The 23596-nt window shown below is 64.3% G+C and carries 23 protein-coding genes, 1 tRNA gene and 1 other RNA gene; 13 read left to right on the forward strand and 12 right to left on the reverse strand.

Annotation, left to right across the window (positions count from 1 at the left end; genetic code table 11):
- Positions 1–45: 45 nt before the first annotated feature.
- On the forward strand, positions 46–1194 hold the full coding sequence (locus QYL91_RS14800; protein ID WP_302081261.1) for a DUF63 family protein: 1149 nt from the start codon (positions 46–48) through the stop codon (positions 1192–1194).
- 65 nt (positions 1195–1259) lie between these two features.
- On the opposite strand, the gene QYL91_RS14805 is transcribed toward QYL91_RS14800, so the two are convergent.
- From QYL91_RS14805 to QYL91_RS14815, 3 genes are all read right to left on the reverse strand, one after another.
- Positions 1260–2960 (reverse strand): YcaO-like family protein, encoded by a 1701-nt coding sequence (locus QYL91_RS14805; protein ID WP_302081262.1) that lies wholly within the window; start codon positions 2958–2960, stop codon positions 1260–1262.
- Between the two features lie 51 nt (positions 2961–3011).
- Complete coding sequence (gene tbsP, locus QYL91_RS14810) at positions 3012–3827, reverse strand: transcriptional regulator TbsP (RefSeq protein ID WP_369685633.1); 816 nt, start codon at positions 3825–3827, stop codon at positions 3012–3014.
- 196 nt (positions 3828–4023) lie between these two features.
- Complete coding sequence (locus QYL91_RS14815; protein ID WP_302081264.1) at positions 4024–5001, reverse strand: transcription initiation factor IIB; 978 nt, start codon at positions 4999–5001, stop codon at positions 4024–4026.
- A gap of 163 nt (positions 5002–5164) precedes the next feature.
- Between QYL91_RS14815 and gatC the strand changes: the two genes are divergently transcribed.
- Together gatC and gatA are read left to right on the forward strand one after the other, a co-directional pair.
- A complete protein-coding gene (gene gatC, locus QYL91_RS14820) occupies positions 5165–5443 on the forward strand; it encodes an Asp-tRNA(Asn)/Glu-tRNA(Gln) amidotransferase subunit GatC (protein ID WP_302081265.1) in 279 nt (92 codons plus the stop codon).
- Complete coding sequence (gatA, locus tag QYL91_RS14825) at positions 5440–6726, forward strand: Asp-tRNA(Asn)/Glu-tRNA(Gln) amidotransferase subunit GatA (RefSeq protein ID WP_302081266.1); 1287 nt, start codon at positions 5440–5442, stop codon at positions 6724–6726. The genes gatC and gatA overlap by 4 nt, the downstream gene beginning before the upstream one ends.
- Positions 6727–6756: 30 nt before the next feature.
- On the opposite strand, the gene QYL91_RS14830 is transcribed toward gatA, so the two are convergent.
- A complete protein-coding gene (locus tag QYL91_RS14830) occupies positions 6757–7872 on the reverse strand; it encodes a glycosyltransferase (RefSeq protein ID WP_302081267.1) in 1116 nt (371 codons plus the stop codon).
- A 26-nt stretch (positions 7873–7898) separates the two neighbouring features.
- Positions 7899–8975: a glycosyltransferase family 4 protein gene (locus QYL91_RS14835; RefSeq protein ID WP_302081268.1), complete on the reverse strand. Its 1077-nt coding sequence runs from the start codon at positions 8973–8975 to the stop codon at positions 7899–7901.
- A gap of 86 nt (positions 8976–9061) precedes the next feature.
- Here QYL91_RS14835 and QYL91_RS14840 point away from each other — a divergent pair, with 86 nt between their 5' ends.
- The 3 genes from QYL91_RS14840 (at position 9062) to QYL91_RS14850 (ending at position 10769) form a co-directional block, all read left to right on the forward strand.
- A complete protein-coding gene (locus QYL91_RS14840; protein ID WP_302081269.1) occupies positions 9062–9343 on the forward strand; it encodes a ribonuclease P protein component 4 in 282 nt (93 codons plus the stop codon).
- 293 nt (positions 9344–9636) lie between these two features.
- A complete protein-coding gene (locus QYL91_RS14845; protein WP_302081270.1) occupies positions 9637–9885 on the forward strand; it encodes a YhbY family RNA-binding protein in 249 nt (82 codons plus the stop codon).
- On the forward strand, positions 9882–10769 hold the full coding sequence (locus QYL91_RS14850) for a mechanosensitive ion channel family protein (RefSeq protein WP_417750569.1): 888 nt from the start codon (positions 9882–9884) through the stop codon (positions 10767–10769). Before QYL91_RS14845 ends, QYL91_RS14850 begins: the two co-directional genes overlap by 4 nt.
- Before the next feature lie 73 nt (positions 10770–10842).
- Here QYL91_RS14850 and ffs read toward each other — a convergent pair.
- Together ffs and QYL91_RS14860 are read right to left on the reverse strand one after the other, a co-directional pair.
- Positions 10843–11157: signal recognition particle sRNA (ffs, locus tag QYL91_RS14855), an RNA gene on the reverse strand.
- A gap of 56 nt (positions 11158–11213) precedes the next feature.
- Positions 11214–11603: a DUF7548 family protein gene (locus tag QYL91_RS14860; RefSeq protein ID WP_302081271.1), complete on the reverse strand. Its 390-nt coding sequence runs from the start codon at positions 11601–11603 to the stop codon at positions 11214–11216.
- Between the two features lie 95 nt (positions 11604–11698).
- On the opposite strand from QYL91_RS14860, the gene QYL91_RS14865 reads away from it, so the two are divergent.
- The gene (locus QYL91_RS14865) at positions 11699–12028 is read left to right on the forward strand and encodes a DUF5798 family protein (protein ID WP_302081272.1); all 330 of its coding nucleotides are present in this window, start codon (positions 11699–11701) and stop codon (positions 12026–12028) included.
- Between the two features lie 12 nt (positions 12029–12040).
- Here the strand turns inward: QYL91_RS14865 and QYL91_RS14870 are convergent, their stop codons facing one another.
- Together QYL91_RS14870 and QYL91_RS14875 are read right to left on the reverse strand one after the other, a co-directional pair.
- Positions 12041–12448 carry a CoA-binding protein gene (locus tag QYL91_RS14870; protein WP_302081273.1) on the reverse strand — a complete coding sequence of 136 codons (408 nt, stop codon included), beginning with the start codon at positions 12446–12448 and terminating at the stop codon, positions 12041–12043.
- A gap of 38 nt (positions 12449–12486) precedes the next feature.
- Entirely contained in the window at positions 12487–13113 is a 627-nt protein-coding gene (locus QYL91_RS14875) for an RAD55 family ATPase (protein ID WP_302081274.1), read from the reverse strand.
- A gap of 147 nt (positions 13114–13260) precedes the next feature.
- Between QYL91_RS14875 and QYL91_RS14880 the strand changes: the two genes are divergently transcribed.
- Positions 13261–13335 (forward strand) — tRNA-Arg (locus tag QYL91_RS14880).
- Between the two features lie 379 nt (positions 13336–13714).
- On the opposite strand, the gene QYL91_RS14885 is transcribed toward QYL91_RS14880, so the two are convergent.
- A complete protein-coding gene (locus tag QYL91_RS14885; protein WP_302081275.1) occupies positions 13715–15259 on the reverse strand; it encodes an alkaline phosphatase family protein in 1545 nt (514 codons plus the stop codon).
- Between the two features lie 132 nt (positions 15260–15391).
- Between QYL91_RS14885 and QYL91_RS14890 the strand changes: the two genes are divergently transcribed.
- The 4 genes from QYL91_RS14890 to QYL91_RS14905 are packed head-to-tail and all read left to right on the forward strand — an operon-like array spanning position 15392 to position 18308.
- Positions 15392–16066: a glycosyltransferase family 2 protein gene (locus tag QYL91_RS14890; RefSeq protein ID WP_302081276.1), complete on the forward strand. Its 675-nt coding sequence runs from the start codon at positions 15392–15394 to the stop codon at positions 16064–16066.
- A 2-nt stretch (positions 16067–16068) separates the two neighbouring features.
- Complete coding sequence (locus QYL91_RS14895) at positions 16069–16419, forward strand: DUF2304 domain-containing protein (RefSeq protein ID WP_302081277.1); 351 nt, start codon at positions 16069–16071, stop codon at positions 16417–16419.
- Positions 16412–17281 carry a polysaccharide deacetylase family protein gene (locus tag QYL91_RS14900; protein ID WP_302081278.1) on the forward strand — a complete coding sequence of 290 codons (870 nt, stop codon included), beginning with the start codon at positions 16412–16414 and terminating at the stop codon, positions 17279–17281. Before QYL91_RS14895 ends, QYL91_RS14900 begins: the two co-directional genes overlap by 8 nt.
- A 4-nt stretch (positions 17282–17285) precedes the next feature.
- Complete coding sequence (locus tag QYL91_RS14905; protein WP_302081279.1) at positions 17286–18308, forward strand: lysylphosphatidylglycerol synthase transmembrane domain-containing protein; 1023 nt, start codon at positions 17286–17288, stop codon at positions 18306–18308.
- Here QYL91_RS14905 and QYL91_RS14910 read toward each other — a convergent pair whose 3' ends face one another.
- Positions 18309–20111, reverse strand: coding sequence for an ArnT family glycosyltransferase (locus tag QYL91_RS14910; RefSeq protein WP_302081280.1), 1803 nt, complete (start codon positions 20109–20111; stop codon positions 18309–18311). It abuts the gene before it with no gap.
- A gap of 40 nt (positions 20112–20151) precedes the next feature.
- Positions 20152–21981, reverse strand: a complete 1830-nt coding sequence (locus QYL91_RS14915) for an ArnT family glycosyltransferase (protein ID WP_302081281.1) — start codon at positions 21979–21981, stop codon at positions 20152–20154.
- Between the two features lie 112 nt (positions 21982–22093).
- Here QYL91_RS14915 and QYL91_RS14920 point away from each other — a divergent pair, with 112 nt between their 5' ends.
- Complete coding sequence (locus QYL91_RS14920) at positions 22094–23422, forward strand: DolP-mannose mannosyltransferase (protein ID WP_302081282.1); 1329 nt, start codon at positions 22094–22096, stop codon at positions 23420–23422.
- Positions 23423–23596 lie beyond the last annotated feature (174 nt).

Genomic DNA, 23596 nt, shown 5'->3' on the forward strand with positions numbered 1-23596 from the left:
CACGCGACCGGAATTTTAACCACCGCGGCCCCCGCCGTTGGCTGTATGAACGGACTGGACGAGTACGGTATCAGCCCCGAGCAGGCGTGGCTCGGGACGTTCGTGGCGGGGGTGGTCGCACTCGCGGGGAGTGCCCTGGTCTTCACTGAGCGGGTGTACTACGGCTTCATCTGGCGGTACTTCTGGGGACCCGTCGCCGCCGACGCCGACGGGGCCAGATGTGTTGCGTACCTGCGTGACAGCGGCGACGTCGTGTTCAACCCGGCCGCTGGCTGTGGGGTCGTCGAGAACGCCTACGTCGCCGAACCGGGCTATACGACCGTCTCGACTATCGGATACATGGTCGTGCTCGTGTTCATGCTCTGGGGTGTCTATCTGCTCCTCCAGCGGTTCGACCTCCGGCCGTACCCGGATTTTTTCCTCTCGCTTGTCCCCTTCATGCTCTTTGGCGGTGCGCTCCGCGTCGTCGAGGACTCGTTTGTCGCCGCCCAGCGTGCGGGTGCCGACCCCGCAGTCGGCTTCCCGGCCTCTGGCGCGCTCATCAGCCCCTTCATCTACTTCACCGTGTTTTTCGTCACGCTTGTCGCGTTCCTCCTCGCGAAGTGGCTCCAGTGGAACGACCACACCGAGACCTACTCGTATCCGCTCGGAGCGATGGGGGCTGGCATCTTCCTGCTTACGGCGGGCTATCTCACGATGCTCTCGGTCACCAGAGATTACGTCGGATGGTACCCGCTGGTGACGGTGACGACCGTCGGCCTGGCGACGCTGCTCGCGGTCGGCGCGTACTACGGCCTCGACCGGTACGCTCCCGAGGTCAACGCCGGCACCGGAACGATGGGACTGGTCGTCGTCTGGGGCCACGCCATCGACGGCGTCGCCAACGTCATCGCCTCGGACTGGACGGGTGCCTTCGGCATCCCCGGTGAGGGGTACTCCGCGAAACACGTCGTCAACAGGATAATCATCGACGTGACAAACGCCGTCCAGCCAGCGTGGCTGACCGACATCGTTGGCGATTCCTGGACGTTCCTCGTCGTGAAGCTCATCGTCGCCGTGTTCATCCTCTCGGTGTTCGACGAGCAGTTCTTCGACGAGAGCCCGCGCTACGCGGTGCTGTTGCTGATGGCGATTCTGGCAGTCGGCCTCGGACCAGGAACCCGCGACATGATTCGCGTGACCCTCGGTATCTAGACGAAGCGATTTCCGGAACGGCCCGAAGCAGCCACCCTCCAGACACAGCCTGTTGGCGCCGAGCGTCAGGGGAACGGATGGTGGTCGCGGTCCAGCCGAGGCGCAAAGCCCATGTCCTCCGGCACGGATTCTGCGCGCTCGCCGAAGTAACTCTCACCGAAAAAGAGCGGCTGGGCCTGCGGGACGAGCACGCGAACGGCTTCGAAGCCAAGATGAGCGACATCGCGGGTCGTCGTCCGGACGCCGTAGGCATCGAGGTCGGCCGACGTGAGTCGCTCGACCACCGCATCGAGTTCATCCGCGCCGTCGGGCACGTCCTCCGGCCCGACACTGGCGGCTGGCACTTCGTCGTCTGCGTCGACGTACTCCTCGACTTCGGTCGGAAAGTCGGCGTAGCGGCCGATTTCGCCGGACGCGCCGGCGGCATCCTCGGGCCCCATCCCACGCAGTTCCATCCAGTTCTGGAGTGCTTCGGCCAGCGCCGACCGCGCGGCCGCAGTGACATCGAGGTCCGCACCCGACCCTGCGGCAAAACTGGGCCACTCCCCGCGGTGAACTGCCGCCACGACGACCGGCACGTCCACGTCCTGGGTCACGAGCAGCGTGGAGACGTCGAGACCCTCCGAATCGGCACGCCGCTGGAGTGTCTCGTAGCCGTCGTCGTCGATATCGAGCGCCAGCGGGTCGAACGTCGAGTACCACGACAGCATCGTCGCGTCGCGTTCGACGACCTCGTACAACCCCGCCAGCAGGGCTTCAGTCCCGGAGTTGCCAAGCCCCAGCCCCGTCGTGACTGGCGGTCGATACCGCTTCGACGGCGGCGGGTAGTGGACGAACTCCGCCGGCAACGGGACCGACTCGCCGGTCGCGAGGTCCTCGCCGACGACCCACGAGATCTCGACGGTCGGGTCGGGGTCGGTCTGGCAGACGAACTGAGCGGGCGGGACGGCTCCCTGAATCCCGTTTGGCGGAGCCGATTTGAACTCGTCGAACTGGTAGACGCCCGCACAGTAGCGTTCGAGTCCCTCCCCGAGTGCCTTCATGAACGCGGCGTCCCAGCCGGCGTCGACGCCAGCGGCATCGCGAGCCGCGCTGACGGCGCTGAATCCGGCGGTGTCACAGCTGTGGGCCAGATAGTACGGGACGGGGAACGACTCGGCCTCGCCGACTTCCTGGACGATACCGAGCTGGTCGTCGACAGCTCGCTCTGCGCGGCCGAGCGCGTCTTCGAGGGGCCGGTCTACCTCGCCGCGGTCGAGGCTCCGGCTGCGACCGGTGTCACACGCGCAGTTAGGCAGTGGGAGAAACTCGCGGCGAGCGTGGGGAATCTCGACGACTTCGCCGAAGGTGGCACCGTCGTCGGCCAGGTATCGGGCGGCCTCCCGACCGCCGACGGCCCCGGCAAAGCGTGCGGTGTGTGCCGGTGGGGCCGCTGCGGGTTCGGCCTGAGGGTTCAGGTTCGCGCTCACACGGCCGCTCAGACACTCGTAACAGGCCGTCTCTGGACCGAAGCCCGCGACGGCGGCGTCGACAATCGGGAATCCGCCAACACCCCCGAGTTCGACGGCAATCCAGTTGGCAGCGGCGTCGAGTGCGTGCTGGTTTGCGCGTTCGAAGAGCGTCTCACCGGCCTGCCCGACGACAACCGTCAGGTCGTACTCGGGGAGTTCGCCGACGTCGATTGTCGCGGTGTCGACATCCACATCCTCCAGCGCCGCCTCGACGGCGGCGACAGCGGGACCGGATCCGACGATACCTACAGACATAGCCGACCACACGACGGGTGGGGCCAAAAATACTGGCCTCTACGTGGCCGGTCAGGCCAGCATCTCCTGGGCAATTCCAGCCAGGTCATCCGCGTCGGCGTCTTCGAGTCGCTGTGAACCCAACAGGAGACGGAGTCGGGGACGGCCCACGTCGATAGGGACCTTCTCGGTGTCGAGCAGGCCGCTGTCCTCGAGGCGGGTTTTCGTCCGGGAGAAGGTTGCCTTGCTGGCGACGCCGACATCTTCACCCCACTTGCTGATGTCGTAGAGCAGTTCGCCGTTCTTTGCGGCCACGAGGAGGCTGATGGTCACTTCGTCGAGTCCGTCCCCGCCACCGCGAGCGCTCTCGAGTGAGTCGAGCACAGCCGCGAAGTCCGCGGCGGTCGTCGCGCCGAGTTCGGCCTCGAGCGTCTCCATGACCCGCGAGCGCGGTGGCGTCCGGAGCGAAAACTCGGGTGCGTCGGCCCAGCGCCCGTCGTAGTCGGCGTAGGTCGCCTCGACAAACGAGTCGTCGGTGGTCACCAGCCCGGCGGCCTGGTCGCTGCTCTCGACCAGCGAGACCACCGACTCCTCCGAGAGGACCAGCGCACTGTTGGGGACCTCCTGGAGTGTCCTGACGCGCAACAGTCCCTCTTCGACGAGGTCGGCAATCGCACTCGCGACCAGGAAATCCTCCATCAAATCTTTGAGCGGGTCCCGCGCAGCGAACAGCCTGACGGGCGTGGGGTCGGAGAGTTCGCCGCCGACGGTAACGAGACTGCGAATCGACGCAGGTGATGGATTTACCACCACGATGTCGTCACCAGCCGCCGAGAGACACTCACGTAAAATATCGTCGACAGAATCCCTGAGAAGGTTTGAACGAATCATGCTGGTTACCAGCTATGCTATTTGAACTATTTAATTTTATTGGCCGATAGTGTGAAATCAGTGGTCTGTTCGGGTGAGACGGGACACAGCGCCGATTCGAAGTTGTCGGTCATCTGGCTTCCGAAGCGGTGCCACTCTAGCGGAATATGACATCCAGCCAGGAGACTGGCTAGTTCGGTAAAACGACCGTCAGTTAGAGTCCGGGAACGCTGTCTTCGGCTTCGAGGAGTTCGTGGTAGCGGTTCCGGATGGTGACTTCCGAGATGTTGGCGACCTCAGAGACCTCGCTCTGGGTGACCTTGTCGTTGGTCAGGAGTGAGGCCGCGTAGACGGCCGCGGCGGCGAGTCCGACCGGGGACTTGCCGGAGTGGACGCCTTTTTGCTTTGCATTCTGGAGGAGTTGTCGGGCGCGGCGCTCGACTTCCTCGGCGAGGTCCAGGTCCGAGGCAAAGCGGGGGACGTAGCTCTCGGGGTCTGCCGGCTGGATTTCGAGATTCAGTTCGCGGACGACGTAGCGGTACGTGCGGGCGATTTCGTCTTTCTCGACGCGGGAAACTGTCGCGATTTCGTCCAGCGAGCGGGGCGTCCCGGCCTGGCGGGCGGCGGCGTACAGCGACGACGTTGCGACGCCTTCGATAGAGCGGCCAGGGAGGAGGTCCTCGTCGAGCGCACGGCGGTAGATGACACTCGCCGTTTCGCGGACGTTCTCGGGGAGGCCGAGCGCGGAGGCCATCCGGTCGATTTCTCCCAGCGCCTGCTTGAGGTTGCGCTCTTTGGAGTCGCGGGTCCGGAACCGCTCGTTCCAGGTCCGGAGCCGCTGCATCTTCTCGCGTTGCCGGCTGGAGAGGGCGTTACCGTACGCGTCTTTGTCCTGCCAGCCGATGTTCGTCGAGAGGCCCTTGTCGTGCATCATGTTCGTCGTCGGTGCACCGACACGGCTCTTCTCGTCTTTCTCCTTGGAGTCGAACGCGCGCCACTCCGGGCCAGGGTCGATTTCGTCTTCCTCGACGACCAGGCCACACTCCTTACAGACCGTCTCGCCGTGTTCGCTGTCCGACGCAAGTTTGCCCCCACACTCTGGACAGACCAGCTCCTCGTCGGCTGTCTGTTCGTCTTCCTCCTCGTCTCGTTCGCGCTCGCGCGTGTAGCGTCTCGTGGTGGTATCGGTCATTTTGAACTGAGTTACGGGATCGTACCCGAAGAACGCCTTGTTACAAACTTTTGTTGGGTACCGAGCAACTTAAATTCTTTGCCTGTTAAGCCCGCGAGGGCACGTTTTTCGTCAGTTTACGGGTATCGAAACCCTTACCGACCGGCCAATCTATCCCACTTTCATGAGCGACCCCGCCGTCGACTCCGAGGAAGTCGGTCACGTCGCCGACCTCGCACGGGTCGACCTGACCGAAGCAGAACGCGAGGAGTTCGCCGAGCAGTTCGCGGACATCCTGACGTACTTCGAGACGCTCGACGAGGTCCCGGAAGTCGAGCGCGAACCGGAGTTGACCAACGTCATGCGCCCCGACGAAACCAGAGAGAGCCTCAGCCAGGACGAGGCACTCCAGAACGCCGAGGAAACCGAAGACGGCTACTTCAAGGGACCGAAGGTATCATGAGCACGAACTACAACGGCTACGTCACCGAAACGGAAATCGACGGCAGCGACGACGGCCCACTCGCCGGGAAGACCGTCGCTGTCAAGGACAACATCTCTACGGAGGGCGTGCGGACCACCTGCGGGTCGGCGATGCTCGACGACTACGTCCCACCGTACGACGCCACCGTTGTCCAGCGTCTCAAGGAGTCGGGCGCGACCATCCCCGGCAAGACGAACATGGACGAGTTCGGGATGGGAACGACGACCGAGACCTCGGCGTTCGGTGCGACCGAGAACCCCGCCGCCGAGGGCCACGTCCCCGGCGGATCCTCCGGTGGCTCTGCCGCCGTCGTCGCCGCCGGTGACGCCGATATGGCACTTGGCACCGACACCGGTGGGTCGGTCCGCTGTCCCGCCGCTTTCTGTGGCGTCGTCGGCATCAAACCCACCTACGGCCTTGTCTCCCGGTACGGCCTGATTGCCTACGCGAACTCGCTTGAGCAGATTGGGCCACTCGCGCCGACCGTCGAGGAGGCCGCGCAACTGCTGGAGGTCATCGCCGGCCCGGACGAGAACGACGCGACGACCAGAGATGCCACAGACAACGGGACCGACTACGACTTCGCGGGCGCTGCCGATGGCGACGTCGAGGGTCTCTCTATCGGCGTCCCCACGGAACTGGTCGAGGGGGCTGACGACGAAGTGGTCGAGACATTCTGGGACGCCATCGACGAACTCGAAGCCCAGGGCGCGAGCTACCACGAAGTCGAGTTGCCGAGTGTCGAACACGCTGTCGAGGCCTACTACGTCATCGCGATGAGCGAGGCCTCCTCGAATCTCGCGCGCTTCGACGGCGTTCGCTACGGAACCAGCGGCGGGTACGAGGGCAACTGGAACGACACCTTCGCGAAAGCCCGCGAAGAAGGGTTCGGCCCGGAGGTCAAACGGCGCATCCTGCTTGGAACGTACGCGCTCTCTGCGGGCTATCAGGACAAATACTACAAGAAGGCACAGGACGCCCGCGCCTGGGTCAAGCAGGACTTCGACGAGGCACTCTCGGAGGCTGACGTGCTCGCCTCGCCGACGATGCCCATCCCACCGTTCGAGCGCGGCGAGAGTCTCGACGACCCGCTGAAGATGTACCTGGCCGACGCCAACACGACGCCGGTCAACCTCGCCAACCTGCCCGCCATCTCGGTGCCTGCTGGCGAGACGAGCGACGGACTGCCGGTCGGACTGCAACTCGTCGGACCTGCCTTCGGCGAGAAGACGATTATTCGGGCCGGCAGTGCGCTGGCGTAGTACCGCGAACGACCAGCGGAAGAGAACCCGTTAGCTTTCGTCGAGAACGCTGTCGTAGACCTTTTCGAGGCGGTCGACGGCGTGTTCGGCGCTCGTTCGTTCGCGCCGGTCGAGACAGTGCTCGCGCAGTCTGTCGCGCTCGTCGAGCGTGCGTTCGATGGCCGTTCGGAACCCCGCAACGTCGTCTGCTGGCGCCTTGTAACCGTTCTCGCCGTCGGTGATGGTGTCGGCGAGCGCGCCCGCGTCGACGCCAGCGACCGGCGTGCCACAGGCGTTTGCCTCCAGAGCGACGAGTCCCTGTGTCTCGACGGGGCTCGGGAACGCGAACACGTCGAGTGTCGCGTAGAACTCGGGCAGGTCCTCGCGGTCGAGAAAGCCCAGAAAGCGGGCGTCTACGTCGGCGTCGACCGCGGCCGCTTCGAGGTCCGCACGGGCCGGGCCATCGCCACCGAACACGAGCGTCACGTCACGGTCGCTGCCGTCGACGGCCGCAACGATGTTGTGCAGTTGTTTCTCGTAGCCGTGGCGGCCGGTGTAGCCGACGATGGGACCGTCTGGCAGGTCGAACCGGTCCCTGAAGTCGCCGGTGTGTGGCCGGAAGAAATCGGTATCGACGCCGTTGGGAACGACTTCGATGTCCGCCGAGACGCCGACCTGTTCGCGGACGTGACGGGCAGTCTTCGGACTCGGGACGACGACAGTATCGGACCGGTTCAAGAACGCCCGTTCGTAAGTCGTCGCCGAGCGCCGAATCACCTTCTCGATGGTCCCGTTGACCGAGAGATACTCCGCGTACTCGGCAGACGGGGTGTGATACGAGGTGACAAGCGGTACGTCGAGGTTCCGTGCGAGTCGGACTCCGCCGAGGCCGATGCCAAACGGGGTGTGTGAGTGGACCACGTCGACACGCTGGATAGCGTCGGGAATCTGTGGAAGGCCGACGCGAAAGCCATCATAAAAGGGGAAGGGCAGGCTCCCGACCGGGAATTCGCCGGCTCCGGCGTCGTAGTCGCTGTTCGGATAGACGATGTCCATCCGCCCACCGCGACCCTCCCAGCAGTCACGCCAGGTTTTGACAGTGTATGTCACGCCGTTGACTGTCGGCAAGTACGTATCGGTAAACGCAGCCACCCGCGGCAGTGTCATCCGGTTGGACGTCGGTCACCGCACCTCTAATCAGTTGTGACTCGGTGTGGCTCCCCGTCGAGGACGGCGTTGTACACCGCCGCGAGTTCCTCGGCCACCCGCTCGATGCTGTGTTCGCGTGCCGTCTCGCGGGCGTTTGCTCCCAGTCGATCGCGCAGGCCCGGATTCGCCGCCAACCGGTCTAGGGCCTCGCGAAACTCCGAGAGGTCAGAACACAGCAGGCAGTCCTCACCGTCAGTGTAAAACTCACGGAAGACCGGAAGGTCCCGCAGGATGACCGCTTTCCCGCAGGCCATCGCCTCCAGCACCGCGATACCCTGATTCTCCGCTTTCGTGGGGAACAGATAGACGTCGCCTGCGCCGTAGGCGCCCCGGATGTCGTCGACCCAGCCGGTGAACGTGACGTTCTCGGGGGGGTTCTGGGTCCACTTGCGGACGGTCGCCGAAGCCTGGGGCCCGGTGTCGTAGGGACCGAACCACGCGAAGTCGTAGTCGGTCGCTTCGGCGAGTTCACAGAACGTGGTCAGGCCCTTGCGCTCGAAGACGTTCCCGACGGCGAAGACGGTCATGCCGTCGAGGTCGAAGCGGTCGCGATACTGCTCGCGGAACGCTTCGAACCCCTCGAGTGCAGCGATGTCGACGCCGTTGGTGACCGGTTTGATCGGCGCGTCGACGGGGTACGATTCGAGGACGCCTTTCGTGTACTCGCTGGGACAGAGCACGAGGTCGGCCTGCGAGTAGAACCACCGCAGGTAGGTGCCGAGTGGCTTCGCGAGGTAGTTCGACCCGCGGAAACTCTCGGCGAAATCCTCCCGGGTAACGTGTGAGTGGAGGACGAGGGGCACGTCTTTTTGAGCAGCCCGACGGGCAACGGCGACGCTGCCGGGGCCGATCATGTTGCAGTGAGCGAGGTCGAAATCCTGGAAGAAGCGCCGGTCTGCGGCGTAGTTCAGCGCGGCCCAGGCGGGATGGTCGTCCTGCCAGGGCGACGTGAGTACGTCGACGCTCGTCAAATCGAGTGCCTGCCGCTGGTGGTCGACAGAGGTCCCGATGCCGCTCCGGTCGAGACGGTCCTCGAGTTCGAGGTAGTGCAGGACGCGCACGGACGGAGAGAACACAGGGGGTGGCAAAATCCTGACGGTGCCGAGCGAACGCAAGCTATACACGAGCGGGGAGCCGAAAATCGGCCGTGACGGTCGCAGAAGAACGAATCGAGCGGTTACACGAACTGGCCCGTGAGGCGACGATAGCGGGCCACGAGGAGCGGACACGGGAGTACGTCCGCCGGGCCCGCCGACTCGCCGAGCGCAACCGAATCCGACTCCCCCGCGAGTTCACCCGGTTTACCTGCGACAGCTGTGATACGTACCTCAGACCGGGCAAGAACGCCCGCGTCCGCCTCCAGAGCGGGCACGTCGTTGTGACCTGTGACTGCGGGCACCAGACACGGCATCCGTACGACGACAGCTGACGGGCCGCCACGATTTGCGAGGCGGCTCGGCAGTCGAGCCTTCCGTGGCCATAATTGGCCATCGTCAAGTTTAATATTCACATCTCTAAGGCTGACATCAAGCCCGTGCACGCTGCGGCGTCGACCGCGGCCGTACCGTGGTGGGTGACCCGCACGGGCTGGTAGAGACGTGACCTGGGGAGGTCACGACGGGGCACTGGCACCCAGACGCAGTCGGGTACCGCTCTCGTTTCGACAGTCGTCAGTGGCAAGAACGGACTTTTAAAAGTGCGGACGACAAATTTGCGCACCACATGAGCGACGAGACACGCGCACAGCGGATTCACGACCTCGAGGTAACAGTCTGGGTCGGCAAAAACGGACCCGAAGCAGTGACCGGCGAGCTCGACGACCAGCTCGACGACCGCGAATTCGTCAAGGTCAAATTCCACCGCGCTGCGCGGGGCGGAACTGACACGGAAACACTCGCAGAGGACCTTGCAGACAGCGTCGATGCGACAGTCGTCCAGACCCGCGGCCACACGACGGTGCTAGAGCGATGATGCCACTCCAGGCAAACACCTGGATAGCAGAACAACTCGCAGACGCCGGCATCCCGGCCGCCGACGCAGTCGGGTCCGCAGTAACGTTTGTCGCCGCGTTCGTCGCACTCTATCTCGGTAGCAAGGTACTCCTCCTGCCCATCGTACGTCGGTTCCTCAACCGTCGTGACCTCGACACACACGCAAAGCGGCCACTCCTGAAGTTGTCCAGCATCATCTTCACCTTCGTCGCTATCGCGGTTGCGTTTACCTTTGCTGGCTTTGGCAACATCCTCACCGCCATCGCGACCGTCGGTGCGGCGGCGACACTGGCAATCGGCTTTGCGATGCAGGACGTGCTGTCGAATTTCGTCGCTGGTATCTTCATCTACACCGACAAGCCGTTCCGCATCGGTGACTGGATAGAGTGGGACGGCAACTCCGGCGTCGTCGAGGACATCAGTCTCCGCGTGACGCGAGTGCGGACCTTCGACAACGAACTGCTGACGGTCCCGAACTCCCAGCTGACCGGCGGCGTCATCAAAAATCCGGTCGCCAAGGACAAACTCCGTCTGAAGTTCGTCTTCGGAATCGGCTACGACGACGACATCGACAAAGCGACCGATATCATCATCGAAGAAGCCAAAAACCACGCCGATATTCTCGACGACCCCGAGCCCACAGTGCGTCTCATCGAACTCGGGGACTCCTCGGTTGGCCTCCAGTCGCGCATCTGGATTTCCCAACCCTCGCGGTCGGACTTCGTGAAAACGCGCGCCGAGTACGTCAAGACGGTCAAAGAACGGTTCGACGAGGAGGACATCAACATCCCCTACCCGAACCGGACCATCGGCGGCGGCCTCAAACTGGAAGACACCGACGGACTCGGCGAACTGTCGGGCTGACGCTTTTTTCGCTGGCGGAATCCCACTTTTCGGCGCGGACGCACCGCTCGGGAACGAAAACCGGTATGAATGGAAGTGGACAGTCGGGGTGGCCCGGCGTTCGGGCGTGGGTAGTCCCGCGTGCCTCCTCCACCCCGCGACCCTGCGAGCGACAGCTGTCCGAGGGTGCGCTGCTCGCTTCCGCGCCTGACGCGGTGCCCTCGGTTAACCGCGCGGGTCCTCCCCTGCAGGTGGTTCCACGCGGACCGCCGTCCCCGAAGGACGAGGCTTCTCTGTTGGCTTGCGGGGCCCACGTCCGTCTGACCGGACGTCCCCGAGGTTCGGTCCTCCCTCAAGACCATAGTGGGAGCGGGTGGAGCGGGGCCTAACCGCCCGACCTAGTCCACTCTACGGTAGCGTGGTTCCCCATAAGGGCCTTTCGGAACCGGGAGGCGGCGACCGAACCTAAAAGATGCGCAGCGCCCGGACGTACCACAGCGACCCGAGCGGAACGAGCGCGCCGGCTGCCGGCACCGTCCACCGGTGATACTCCCAGATGGTGAGTGCGTCGACGCGCATCGTCGCCGCCCACGCCAGCGACAGGACGAAAACGAACAGACCAAAGACCAGTCCGGCACCAGCGGCCAGTTCGGGGTCTGCCCGGTTTTCGCGACCAGCCGCGAGGATGATTATGGTCACCAGCGCGAGCAGGCCGCCGACCAGTGGAGTGACCACTCCGGACCCGTAGTAGAGGCTCACTGCCCCCTCGGCGGCCACGTACGGATAGAGCAACGTGAGGAGGACACCGACACATCCGACGATACCGACCAGCGGCGCGGAACGCACGTCATCCATACCCGGATTTCCGTCCGGGACGGTGTTAAATGACGCGGGGTCGGGTCACACTGCCGACCACAACACCCACGTATCCGCCTCCGTTACCCTGGAGCATGGGACTTGGCGGAACCGCAAAGAAACTCCAGACGGTGATGGACTCGGCCGAGAAGCTCTACGCGAAGATGAACGAGATTATCGGCGAGCTCAAATCGCTCCAGCAAGAGGTCGAAGACACGAGCGAGCAGGTCGACCGCCTCGAACGTGACCTCGCCGAACAGCGCGCGCTCGTCGAGGCGCTCGCGGCCGACCGAGACATCGACGTCGAAGCGATTCTCGAGGACGCGGACCTGCCACAAGCACCGGACACAGCGGACGCCGATGAGACAGCGGATGACACTGCGGGCACGGACGTCCCCGTCACCGACGACTCGGACGATCAGTAGATGACCCGCCGGTCAGACCAGTCGCTGGTGTTCGACCTTGATGCACTTGTCCTGGACGACGCGCTTGCCAGCGTCTTCTGCGCGGGCGGCAGCCTCATCGTTGCGGATACCCAGCTGGAACCAGACGACACCCGCATCGTCCCGTTCGAGAACAGCATCGACGATGTCCGGCGCCTCCTCGCTTGGACGGAACACGTCGACAATATCGATGTCATCCGGGACATCCGCCAGCGAGTCGTAGGCCTCACGGCCGAGAATCTCGTCTGCGAAGGGATTGACTGGAATCACGTCGTACCCGTGGTCGAGGAGATACTGCGGGATGTCGTGGGCGGCCTTTCCCGGCGTCGTCGAACACCCGACGACAGCGATGGTGTCGAGCGCGAGTATCTCACGGAGTTCGTCGTCGGTCTCGAGTGGCATACGCCTACAACGACAGGCACGATGAAAAAGATATGGCGTCAGGGCGTCGCGCCGGTCCCCGGTAGCTGAACGGTCAGGTCTCGCTGCTCGTCGACCTCGATGATGCCGTCGAACAGTTGCTTCATCGTGTTCATCGCCTCGTCGTCGTGTGCGGTCGACTCGATGATGTGGACACCCAGCGCGTCAGCATCCTCGATGCGACTCGTGAGGACGTGCATAAACCGGAAGACGGTCTGGACGTCGGAGTACATCAACAGCGCCGAGAGAGAATCGAGCAGAACGCGATTCTTGCGAACGTCACGTTTGGTGTAAAACTCCTCGACGAACTCGGAGAATTTGATACCGATGCCTGTCATATCGACCGGTGACGACGCGTACTTGACCAGGTCGGTGTCGGACGCGGACCGTCCCTGATGTTTTGTGACACAGTCGACGACGCCGAGGTCTGCGTCACTGGGGTCGTCGATGTGTGACTGGAAATCGGAAATAACGCGGTCTGAACTGTCCCGCGTCGTCACGATAACTGCCCCGTCACCGTCTGTCACACCGTGGGCGAGAATATCCATCGCGAGCCGGCGCTTACCAGTCAGTGGCGGTCCCGAGACGAGGATGTTTGTCCCGGGGTCGACCGACACACCGTCTAATTCCGTTCCCAACTCGTACATACGAAGATCGCCTCAGACGCCTGCCAGGCAGTCGCTTTCGCCTAGATGGGGCTTGCTGTCCGTGATATATATGGCTTATCGTCCGACCAAGAATCCGCAGGCGAGAACCGGGGAGTTTTTATCTCGACACCAGCAACTCGGTGTTGCGGGCGCTTAGCTCAGCTTGGACAGAGCACTTGGCTTCGGACCAAGATGCCGCGGGTTCAAATCCTGCAGCGCCCATAGTAGGTTTACCTCCCGAATACTCGGATTACATCCCCTAATTCCGGCGTTTAGCGTTCTGCTGTTGCAATGCGTTTGCTTTCGTCCGACGAGCAACCGGGCAAGTGGTGTCCCCACACTCGTCGAAAACATTCAGGAGGTCCTCGAGCGCGAGGGGGTCTTAGTTCGATAAGAGTTTATCTGTAATATAGCCTTTGTGAGGTTCTGTCGGATCGAGATTGGTAGGAGTCGTACCATTTGCAGAGACTTTCGAGACGTCTGGATGGTACAGGGCCTGGTCTTCGAGTTTCTCGTTTTCCGTGAACAGCGTGAGGGAGAGTGCCCCTGAGACGTCGACGTTACCATCGTCGACCGGCACCGACCACGTGTCGGCTGCGTTTTACTCCATGTAGCCGAGTTGCTGGAGACGCTCGGTGACTGCCTCGGCATCACTCGCACTGGCACTGTCGTCGAGAGCGAGAGGCTCGCGCGCCCCCACCGGCCGGTCGTCGTCAAACACCGGCAACACCTCTCCGCGCATGTCGGTCGGCACGTCACAGCCCTGTGCCACCAGCAGCGTCGGCGCCATGTCACAGATGCTCATTTCGTCAAGCTGACCCCGGTGGCTGAAGTCCGGCCCCGACGCGACGAAGATGCCGTGGGGTGTGTTCTCGGCCTCCCAGCGGTCCGGATCGGTCATGATCTCGCCTCCACCCATGCCGTCGTTGACGTGGACGCCCGGCCGCTGGTCGACGACGATTTCGGGAGCTTTCTCCACGTATGGCCCCTCGTATATCTCCTCGCCCTTGTAGACGTCAGTAAACAGCGGCCCCTCGCCGTCCGCGACGTCCCGGAGGTCGGCCATCAACTCCTCGCGGACGGTCTCGACGTCGAAGATGGGATTGATATAAATCGGTCCCTGCCCGCTGGCCATCGCCTTCGTCTCCGCGAGATCGACCGCCTCCAGCTTCCGTCCGCGCTTGATCCCTTGCTGGTCGGGGACGAGTTGCTGGAGGCGCTCGGGGACGGCCGTCGCAAGCAGGTCGACGATCCCCAGTCGCTTTGCGACCGATAACAGCGTTGCCCGGTCGAGCCCGACACGCTGGAGCGCGTCTTCCACTGTCCGAGTCCGGGTCTGGTAGCCATTCTCGGCCAGCCACTCGTTGACGTAGAACTCGGTGGTCGTCGGCGCACAGCCGTGGTCGGACATCAACACCAGGTTGGTATCCTCAAGGTCGGACAGCCGTCCGATCCACTCATCGATCAGCTCCCACGCCCGCCGGGTCGGCGCATCGTTCCAGAAGAAGTGCTGGAGCACGTTCAGATAGAAGAGTGTGACGTGCATGTACTCCAGGTCGCGCTCCTCGAACAACGTCAGCGCCACCTCGAAGCGGGTATCCAGCAAGTCGAGGATGGCGTCGACTTCGGCCCCGCGCTCGTCGTTGGAGGACAGAAGTGGGTCGGGGTGGACCCGGTAGTCGAACCGGTCTTCGAGTTCGGCTTCGAGTTCCGGCGGAGTGGCGTAACCGGAGCTGATCGATCGGTACTCGCCCTCGACGGCGTCGGGGCCGCCGGCGACGACGACGCCGTCGATGTCGCGGGGCGGGTACATCGTCGGCATATTCACCACGCCCGCGGACTGCCCCGCGTCGTTGAGATAATCCCACAGCTCCGCGGTATCGAAGTCGCTGCCACTCATCACGTCGATTCGCTCGTTTTCGAGGTCGATATACTCGAACCAGAAGACGCCGAACCCGCCGGGGTCTTTCCCCGAGGAGTAACACTTCCAGTTGGGGAACGTAACGGGCGGAAGACAGCTCCGAGTCTGTGCCCACGCCGAATCCGCACGCAGCGCCGCCAGGTTGGGCAACGTCCCGTCTTCGATCCACGGGTCGAGCAGCCGCCAGCTCGCCCCGTCGAGACCGACGACGAATGTTCGCGACATATATCCGGGGACGTGGAGGACGCACTAGTTCCTTTCCGTTGTCTTCCGGAATGGCGTCCGGGACGCGGCGGGGCCATCGACCACTCACGCAAAAGAAAAGACATTCGTACGTGCTGGACCGACCCTTCACCAGTGCGAACCGTCGCAGTCATCCCCGCCTACCACGAGGCATCAACCATCGGCCCCGTGATCGACGGGACCAGCAAGTACGTCGATGAGATAGTTGTCGTCGACGACGGATCGACCGACGGGACGGCCGCAGTCGCCCGCGAGCACGGTGCGACGGTTATCGAACACGTGTTCAACACCGGCGTCGGCGGCGCGGTCCGGACGGGCTACCGGTACGCCATCCGCAACGACTTCGATTTCGTCGTCCAAATAGACGCCGACGGCCAGCACGACCCCACCCTCATCCCGCAGTTGCTCGACGAAGCCGAAGACCACGACATGGTCATCGGGAGTCGGTATCTCAACGAGAGCATCGAGGACTACCCGCTGATACGGCGGCTCGGCATCTCGTTTTTCACCGGCGTCGTCAACACGCTGGGTGGGGTCAACATCACCGACGTCACGAGCGGCTTTCGTGTCTACCGCGTCTCCGCGCTCGCGGACATCCTGCATCGCGCGGACAGCCACTGGGCGGTCGAACAAACACTCGAAGCGGCACAGTCTGGCCACCGGATCACCGAGGTTTCTATCGAGATGCCGACCCGCGAGGAGGGCGAGTCACAGTTCTCCATAGAGACCCTCGCCCTCTACCCAGTCCGGATGGCCGACGTCCTCATCCGCGTACTCGTCTTTCGCTAACCATGTTCACACTCGTCAACGCTGTCGTGCTGGTCGTCGGGATTGTCTTTCTGTTCAACGGCTACGTCATCTTCAATCGGGGCCGTGAGGACATCGCGCTTTTTGTCATGTCGCTGGTCGTCGGCGGCGGTCTCATCTTCGTCGCCCTGTTCCCCGACATTTTTGAGGTCGTCGCGACGCTACTGGGACTGGAGTGGAAGGCCCGGGCGATGCTCGTGCTCTCGAACCTGACGCTTTTCGTCGTCGTCACATACCTGTTCAACCGCATCGGGAAACTCTATGAGCGGCTCTCGAAGGTCAACGAGGAACTGAGCCTGCTGAAAGAGGAACTCGAGGAGCAGTCCGATGAATGAGGCGATCCTCACCATCGACTTCGAACTGTTCACGCAGACCCCCGCCTACCGGAGTGCCGACGGCGAGACTGACCAGGACGACATCGGCCTCGAGGGCGGGAGGTTCCTGCGCTCGATAATCGAGGAGTACGCCGCCACCGCGACCTGTTTCGTCGTCTCCTCGGTCGCAGAGCAGTTCCCCGACGCCGTCACCGCGCTGGCTGATGCCGGCTACGAGATTGGGTCCCACACACACACTCACCGACTGCTCACGGAACTCGATCCCGGCGCGCGCCGCGAGGAACTGGCTCGCTCGCGAGAGATACTGGAACAGGTCACCGACCGGACCGTCGAGGGATTCCGTGCGCCCGCGTTCGACGTTCCGGCAGATCACTTCGATGCGCTGGCAGAGACGGGATACGGCTACGACTCCAGCGTCGTCGCCAGCCGATGGATTCCAGGCTGGTACGGCGGCGAATACGACGTACAGCGGCCCGTGCCCGCGACAGACGTGCAGGCCGACGCGCCCGCCGGGCTCGCGGAACTGCCGGCAAGTGTTATGCCTGGACTCCGGCTGCCGCTAACAGGGACGTGGATCCGGTTTTTTGGCCCTCGGTACACGATCCTCGGGATGAAACTGCTTGCCCGGCGCGGGATCGCGCCCGTCCTGTATGTTCACCCCTGGGAGTTCGTCGACCTGCCGGACGTCGAGGGAGTCCCGACGCGGGTCTACTATCACACTGGTGCGTGGATGCGCCGCGCAATCGAGCGGATCCTTGCACAGCCGTTCGAGTTCGTCACCGCCCGCGAGATCGTCAGTCGGGTTGACGGCGTTCGTGAATCGGAAAGTGGCGTCGCCTCGACGACGCCCGGGGAGCAGTAACGTGGTGGACCAGTCAGCGCGGAACATCATCGTCACGCTTGCAAAGATTGGGCTGGCCGTTGCTGCGTTCGCATGGTTGTTGACACAGATCGATGTCGGGGAGGCGGTGGCGTTACTGGGCCGTTTGAACGCGACGGTACTGGCGGCAGTGCTCGCGGTCAGCGTCCTCGGCTTACTCGGGCGCTTTTACACCTGGCAGGCCACCGCCGCCCCAATCGAACGCGTGTCGCTGCGTGGGGCCGGCAGTGTCGCACTCGTCGTCAACTTCATCAACCAGCTGCTCCCCTCGCGGCTGACCGGGCGGGTCGCCGCTCCCTTCGTGTTGCGGAGCCGGCTCGGCCTGTCGTATCCGGACGCGACCGCGGTCTCTGGGGTTCACACGGCACTGTACTCGGTCTACTACGGGTTAGCGGCGTCGGTTGGGCTAGCGCTGGCGTTCGATCGCCTGTCACCAGGGCTAATTCTCGTTCTGGCTCTCTCGACGGCGCTGTATATTGCTGCTGGGGTCTTTCTGCTGGCCGCGGGGACGAACCTCTCGCGGCTGGACCCGCTTTTGGACTGGTTCGCCAGGCTGGCCAACCGCCTGCCACGGATTGGTGCATCGGTCGCCGAGCAGATCCGCGGGCTGTCGGCCTTTGCCGAAACCTCGACGGACGCGTTCCGGAAGATCGCGCTCAGTCCGGGCGTCTGGCTCCGGTACGCCGCGGGGTGGTCGCTGACGCTGCTGGTCGCCGCGGGCGTGCGTGTCTGGCTCCTGCTGGGGAGTTTCGGCGCCGAACTCGAGCCCGCCGTGTTCATCCCGCTGTATCTGGTCGCCGCCTACAGCGTGACGCTGTTGCCCCTGACGCCCGGCGGCATCGGCGTCACGGAGGCGACCGCGACCGCAGTGTTCGTCGCGCTCGGCGTCCCCGGCGAGGTCATCGTCCCGATTGTCCTCATCGACCGCGCGATGGGTATCTACCTGCCCGCACTGGCCGGCTGGTACCCGTCGCTCCACCTGGACCTCTCGACGCTCTCGACGGAGTGATCAGAAGGGGATGTAGCGTGGCCGCTCGCACGGTCCCGTCCGTTCGAGGATGACCGTGTACTGGTTGGCCGCAAGTTCCTGCTCGTCAGCGAACTGGTCGGTCTGGGGAACGACACCGTACCTGACCAGGTCGCGGACCGAGCCAGGCGTCGCCCGACGGGGGACGAAGTTCGGCGGCCGCGTCCCGAACTCGGCGGCCACCGTGTAGTTGTACTCGCCGTTCAGCAGCGATCGAAGGTAGCGTTGCTTCACCTGACTGTTCCGATAGTAGGTGTCATTTTTGAGATACAGCAGGTCCCGGTAGCCGATCTGGATGTACTCGGGGCAGACGGCGACCGGTTCAGAGACGTCACGGCCGTAGGGATGGTGCATATTCATGCCGTGGGGCACGACCGAATCCTGCATATTCCGGCGGTAGCTCTCCAGCGTCGCGTTCTCGCCGGCGTTGTCGGTCAGCCACGTCCGGGACTCGTCGCGGGGCATCGAGGCGAACCCGGCAGCGCCGATGCCGGCGTATATCGCCGAGGTCACCAGCAAGGCGGCGATGACCGGCCGCGCGATGGCGGGCCGGGACTCGCGGGCGGCGACGAGACTCCTGGCGAGTAATATTGCGAGTAGCGGGAACGTCGGCAGGAGGTGATGCACCCGGAAGTCGTGCCACCGCGAGAACAGCAGGAGATACAGGAACACACCGGCGAGCACTAGCGCCGTCGCGTCGAGGTCGTCGGGTGTCGTCGATCCGTCCAGCCACCGCCGGAGCGAAACGGCGCTGGCGAGGGCACCGACGACCGACGCGACGAACAGCGGCAACCCGAGGCCGCTGAAATAGCCCCGGAGGAACCACCACCAGATGGGTGCGTCGGGGCCGGTCGCCCAGTTCATCCGCGTGCTCGAGCCTGCGAAAATCCGCTCGTAGACGACGTCGAACCCGCCGACCAGAAGCGTCGGGAACCCGAGCATGATCGCCGCGAGCCCGAACAGCGCGCCGCTGGCGAACAGCCAAGGACGGAACAACGTGCCGACACGGTCCTCGACCCGGCGTGCCCGCAGGAGGTGGGCCAGCCCAATCAGCGCGACGACGGGCGCCGCGGTGAGTTTGAATGCGATGGCGAGACCACCGGCGGCGCTGCCGGCCAGAAAGCTCGTCGTGTCGTCAGTCTGGACGTACCGGACGACGAGATAGAGCGCAAGAAGCAGGAAAAACGTCGCCGGCATATCTTCGCCGCCCTCCTTCGCGATGGTGAGAAAGCCGAAGGTCAGCGACAAGAGCACGCCGGCCAGCCGCCCGGTCGCACGGTCGCGCACCACGGTGCCGATCCGGTAGGTGAGATAGACCGCACCGACGGCAAAGCAGACGTTAAAGAGCCGGACAAAAAGTAGCGACCAGGTCCAGAACCACTCGGGCGTAGTCGCCCACGATGGATAGAAGCCGAACTCCCAGCTTGGCTGCTGAAAGGCCGTGAAGATGTCGAGCTGGCCGGTCACGACAGTGACGAGAAAAACCGGCAGGACCGCCAGCCCGAACAGGTAAAACGTCGCGCCGAAGGGCGCGCGGCTCCACATGACACCCTCCCTGAGCGACGCGTAGCTCGGGTCGGCGATCACGTTGCCGTACGCGACCAGCACGTCCATGAGCCGGCTGTGTTCGTCGCGGGTGGCGAAGTTGGGAATGCGGTGCCAGAACCAAAAGCCCGCCAGCACGACCGCCAGCCCGAGGACGTACTTCAGGTACGGGTCAGTCCGCAGGTCGTCGGCGACCCGCCCGGCCGCCCGCCCGTACAGTTTCCGGATGGCCGTTCGCATCGTTTGTCAGTCGTCGAAGTTGCCTGAGTATCTTTCGCTGTCACCATGGCGGCGTCCGCGACTCAACGCAGGACCCGTCGCGTTCCAGGATGGCGACGTACTGGTTAGCCCGTAGTTCCTGCTCGTCGCCGTACTGGTCGCTGTGTGGGTTGACCCCGAGCGGAATCAGATCGCGGAGCGAACCCGGCTCGGCCCGACGGGGAACGAAATTCGGCGGCCGCTGTCCGAACTCCGCGGCCACCGTGTAGTTGTACTCACCGTTCAGTAGCGCCCGGACGTAGGTGGCCCGCTCGTCGACCCGCGAGTCCACGTCGTAGCCCCGCTGGTCGTCGGGGATGTCCCGGAGATAGAGCAGTTCCTTGTAGCCGATCTGGATGTACTCGGGACAGCGCTCGACGCGCGGGTCGTCCATGCCGTGCCAGATCGGATTGACCCGCATCCCGTGGGGGATGGCGTTCTCCACGAACCCGTGATAGTACGTCTCCATCGTCGCATTCTCCTCGGCGTCCTCGGCCAGCCACGCCGTCGCGTCGTCCCGGGGCATCGAGGCGTACAGCCCGACGCCGACGCCCGCATAGACCGCCGAGCCAACCAGCACGACCGCGAGTGCGACCCGCCCGACCGTCCGCCGGCGGGCCACAAGCCGGCGCAGGGCGTCCGCGAGCAAAATCATCACCAGCGGGAACGTCGGCAGGAGGTGATGCACCCGGAAGTCGTGCCACGTCGCAAAGAACGCGAGGAAAGCAAGGAGGGTGGCGACGACGAGCACCTGGGCATCGAAATCCGGCGCCGGGGCGCGTACACCCTCTGTGGGTGCGAGCCGGACGAGCCCGACGAGGCTCGCGGCGAGGCCGACGACAGCGGCGACCAGAAGCGGCCAGCCGAACGCGCTGACGTACGTCCGAAGGAACCACCACCAGCCCGGTGCCGTGGGGCCGACCGCGAGATTCGTCCGGCCAGTCCGGCCAAAGAGCCGATTCACGACCGGCTCGACCTCGCCGACGAGCGCGGTCGGGAAGCCGAGTGCAATCGTGACGGCACCGATGCCGGCACCAACGAGCAGGAGCCGGGGCCGCCAGAGTGCGCGCCGCCACGGTCCCGCGTCGGTCCGGGCTTCGAGCAGGTGAGCGAGCCCGAAAATCGGGACGACCAGTCCCACCGTGGGTTTGAACGCGATGGCGAGGCCGCCGGCGGCGCTGGCCTCGTAGAAGTGCCGTTGCCGCCCGTCCCTGACGTAGCGAACGAGCAGGTACAGCGCGAGCACGAGACACATTGTCGCCGGGATGTCCTCACCGCCCTCCTTTGCCAGCTTGAGAAAGCCGAACGTACACGCGAGCAGGGCGGCGGCCACCCGCCCGGTCCAGCGGTCCTGGAGTTCGGTTCCCAGCCGGTAGACCAGGTAGACGGTGACGACGGCGAAGACGACGTTCGTCAACCGGACAAAGACCAGACTCCACGTCCAGATCCAGCGGGGCGTCTCGGCCCACACTGGGTAATGGGCGTACGTGCCCTCCGGGACCCCTATCGCCGCGATGGCGTCGAGATTCCCCCCGATAGCGGCGGCCACGATCACCGGCGCCACGGCGAGCGCGTAGACGTAAAAGGTCGCGCCAAAAGGCGCACGGCCCCAGGCGACCCCCTCCTGGAGTCCCTCGAGGCTCGGGTCGGTGACGACCGACGCGTACGCCACCAGCGGGTCGAGCACGCGGTTGTGTTCGTCCCACGTGGCGAAATTTGGAATCCGGTGCCAGAACCAGAACCCCGCGAGCAGGAGCGTCGCCGCGAGCACGTAGCCCAGATACGGGTCCGCCCGAAGATCCGACATCAGCTGCCGCTTCGCGCGGCCGACCACATCGGATCGCAGTTCCATCGGCTGGCGATAGGACGAGGGGGTGGTAAAGCGTTGTTTTCCCGTTCGCAGCGCTGGACTGATCGATACGTACCACGTGATTTACGTGACGCGACAGCAGAGTCCCGGTTGGATGGGTATCACTACCGACGGCGCTCCCTCGCTCCGGGAGTGTGAACAGTGGGTGGCGGACAACTGGTGGTCGGTCCTGCTTGCGTGTGCGATCCTCGTTCCCGTTGCCATGACCGTGTTCAACTTCTTCGAGTCACCGTTTTACATCCACGAGGACTCCGCGCTGTTCCAGCACGGCGGCTGGTACATCGGGCAGGGAGCGGCGCTGTACGTCGACATCTGGGACCTCAAACCGCCGCTGATCTACGCCGTCACGACCGTCCTCGCCTTCCTCTCGTTTGGCAACATGGCCGCGTTGCACGTACTCGGCGTCACCGCGGCGGTAGCGGCCGTCTCCGGGGGCGTCGTGTGTCTCGGGCTCGTCGTCCACCGGCTGACCGACGACGGCGTCGCCAGCGTCGTCGCGGCCGTCTCGATGTTCGGCCTCACATCGGTGTACGCCTTCCCCTACGCCGGCATCCGACCGAAGTACTTCGCGTTCCTGTGTGCCGCCGGGGCGCTTCTCTGTGCCGTCGACGACCGCCATCTCGCCAGCGGTGCCGCGGCCGCACTGAGTGCCGGCTTCTGGCAACTCGGGGGCGGCATCGCCGTGCTCGTGGTGGCGATGGCACTCCAGCGGGAGGGACTCGAGGCCGCCGGCCGGACCGTCGCCGGCGGGGTCGCCGTGGCCGCGGTGACGGTCCTGCCCTTCGTCCTCACCGGAACAGGGACGGCGCTGTTCGTCGAGGCAGTCATCGCGCCGCTGTACGGCGTCGAGCGCTACACCGTCCCCGGGCGCATTCTCACCTTCGTCGTCCAGCTCGGATACGGTGCCCTGCTCGTCCCCCTGGCCGCCTACGGCTGGTGGCGCGGCGCGAGCACGGACCTGAGCCGATACGGGTGGGTCGCCGCCGGCGGTGTCACCTACCTCTTTCAGATCTTCCTCGAATTCCAGGGTGCCATCGAGATGATCCTCGTGTACCTGTTCGTCGCACTCGGGATCGGGGTCCTCGTCGCGGAGATGCCGACGCCATCCCACCGGGTACTCGTCGCCGGGTGTGTCCTCCTGTTCGTGGTGACTGCGCCGGCTTGGCACAATGGCACGGTCGCGCCGCTGAAAGAGGAGACGGTCGACCTGCAAAACGACTTTGACGTGCCCGATCACGCCAGCATCCCGCCCGATCCCGAGGGCGTCCCGTCGATGCAGACCATCTACTGGGAGAAACTGAAGCCGGACATCTGTCACTACCGGCTGGGAGACAAACAGAAGTACTTCATGGCAGCCACTAACGGAACGCTGGACAAGGCCGAGTGCGGACAGTGGCCCTTCGAGGAGACGCCGTCAACGTGACTCCGCGGCGGGCTGTGGCCGCTTGGCGCTGCCACTCGTCGTCTATGGACCGGTCGACGAAAGCTTCGCCATCGGAGTCGCCGAGGGGAGAGCGGCAGTCGCTGAAAGACCGACCCGAAGCGCTCGTTGAGAATACGCCCACTGGCGTTCGGTGTGATACATCCGGCATACGGA

Origin of the sequence: Salinibaculum rarum, from assembly GCF_030505615.1 — an archaeon.
GTDB classification, from domain to species: Archaea; Halobacteriota; Halobacteria; order Halobacteriales; family Haloarculaceae; genus Salinibaculum; species Salinibaculum rarum.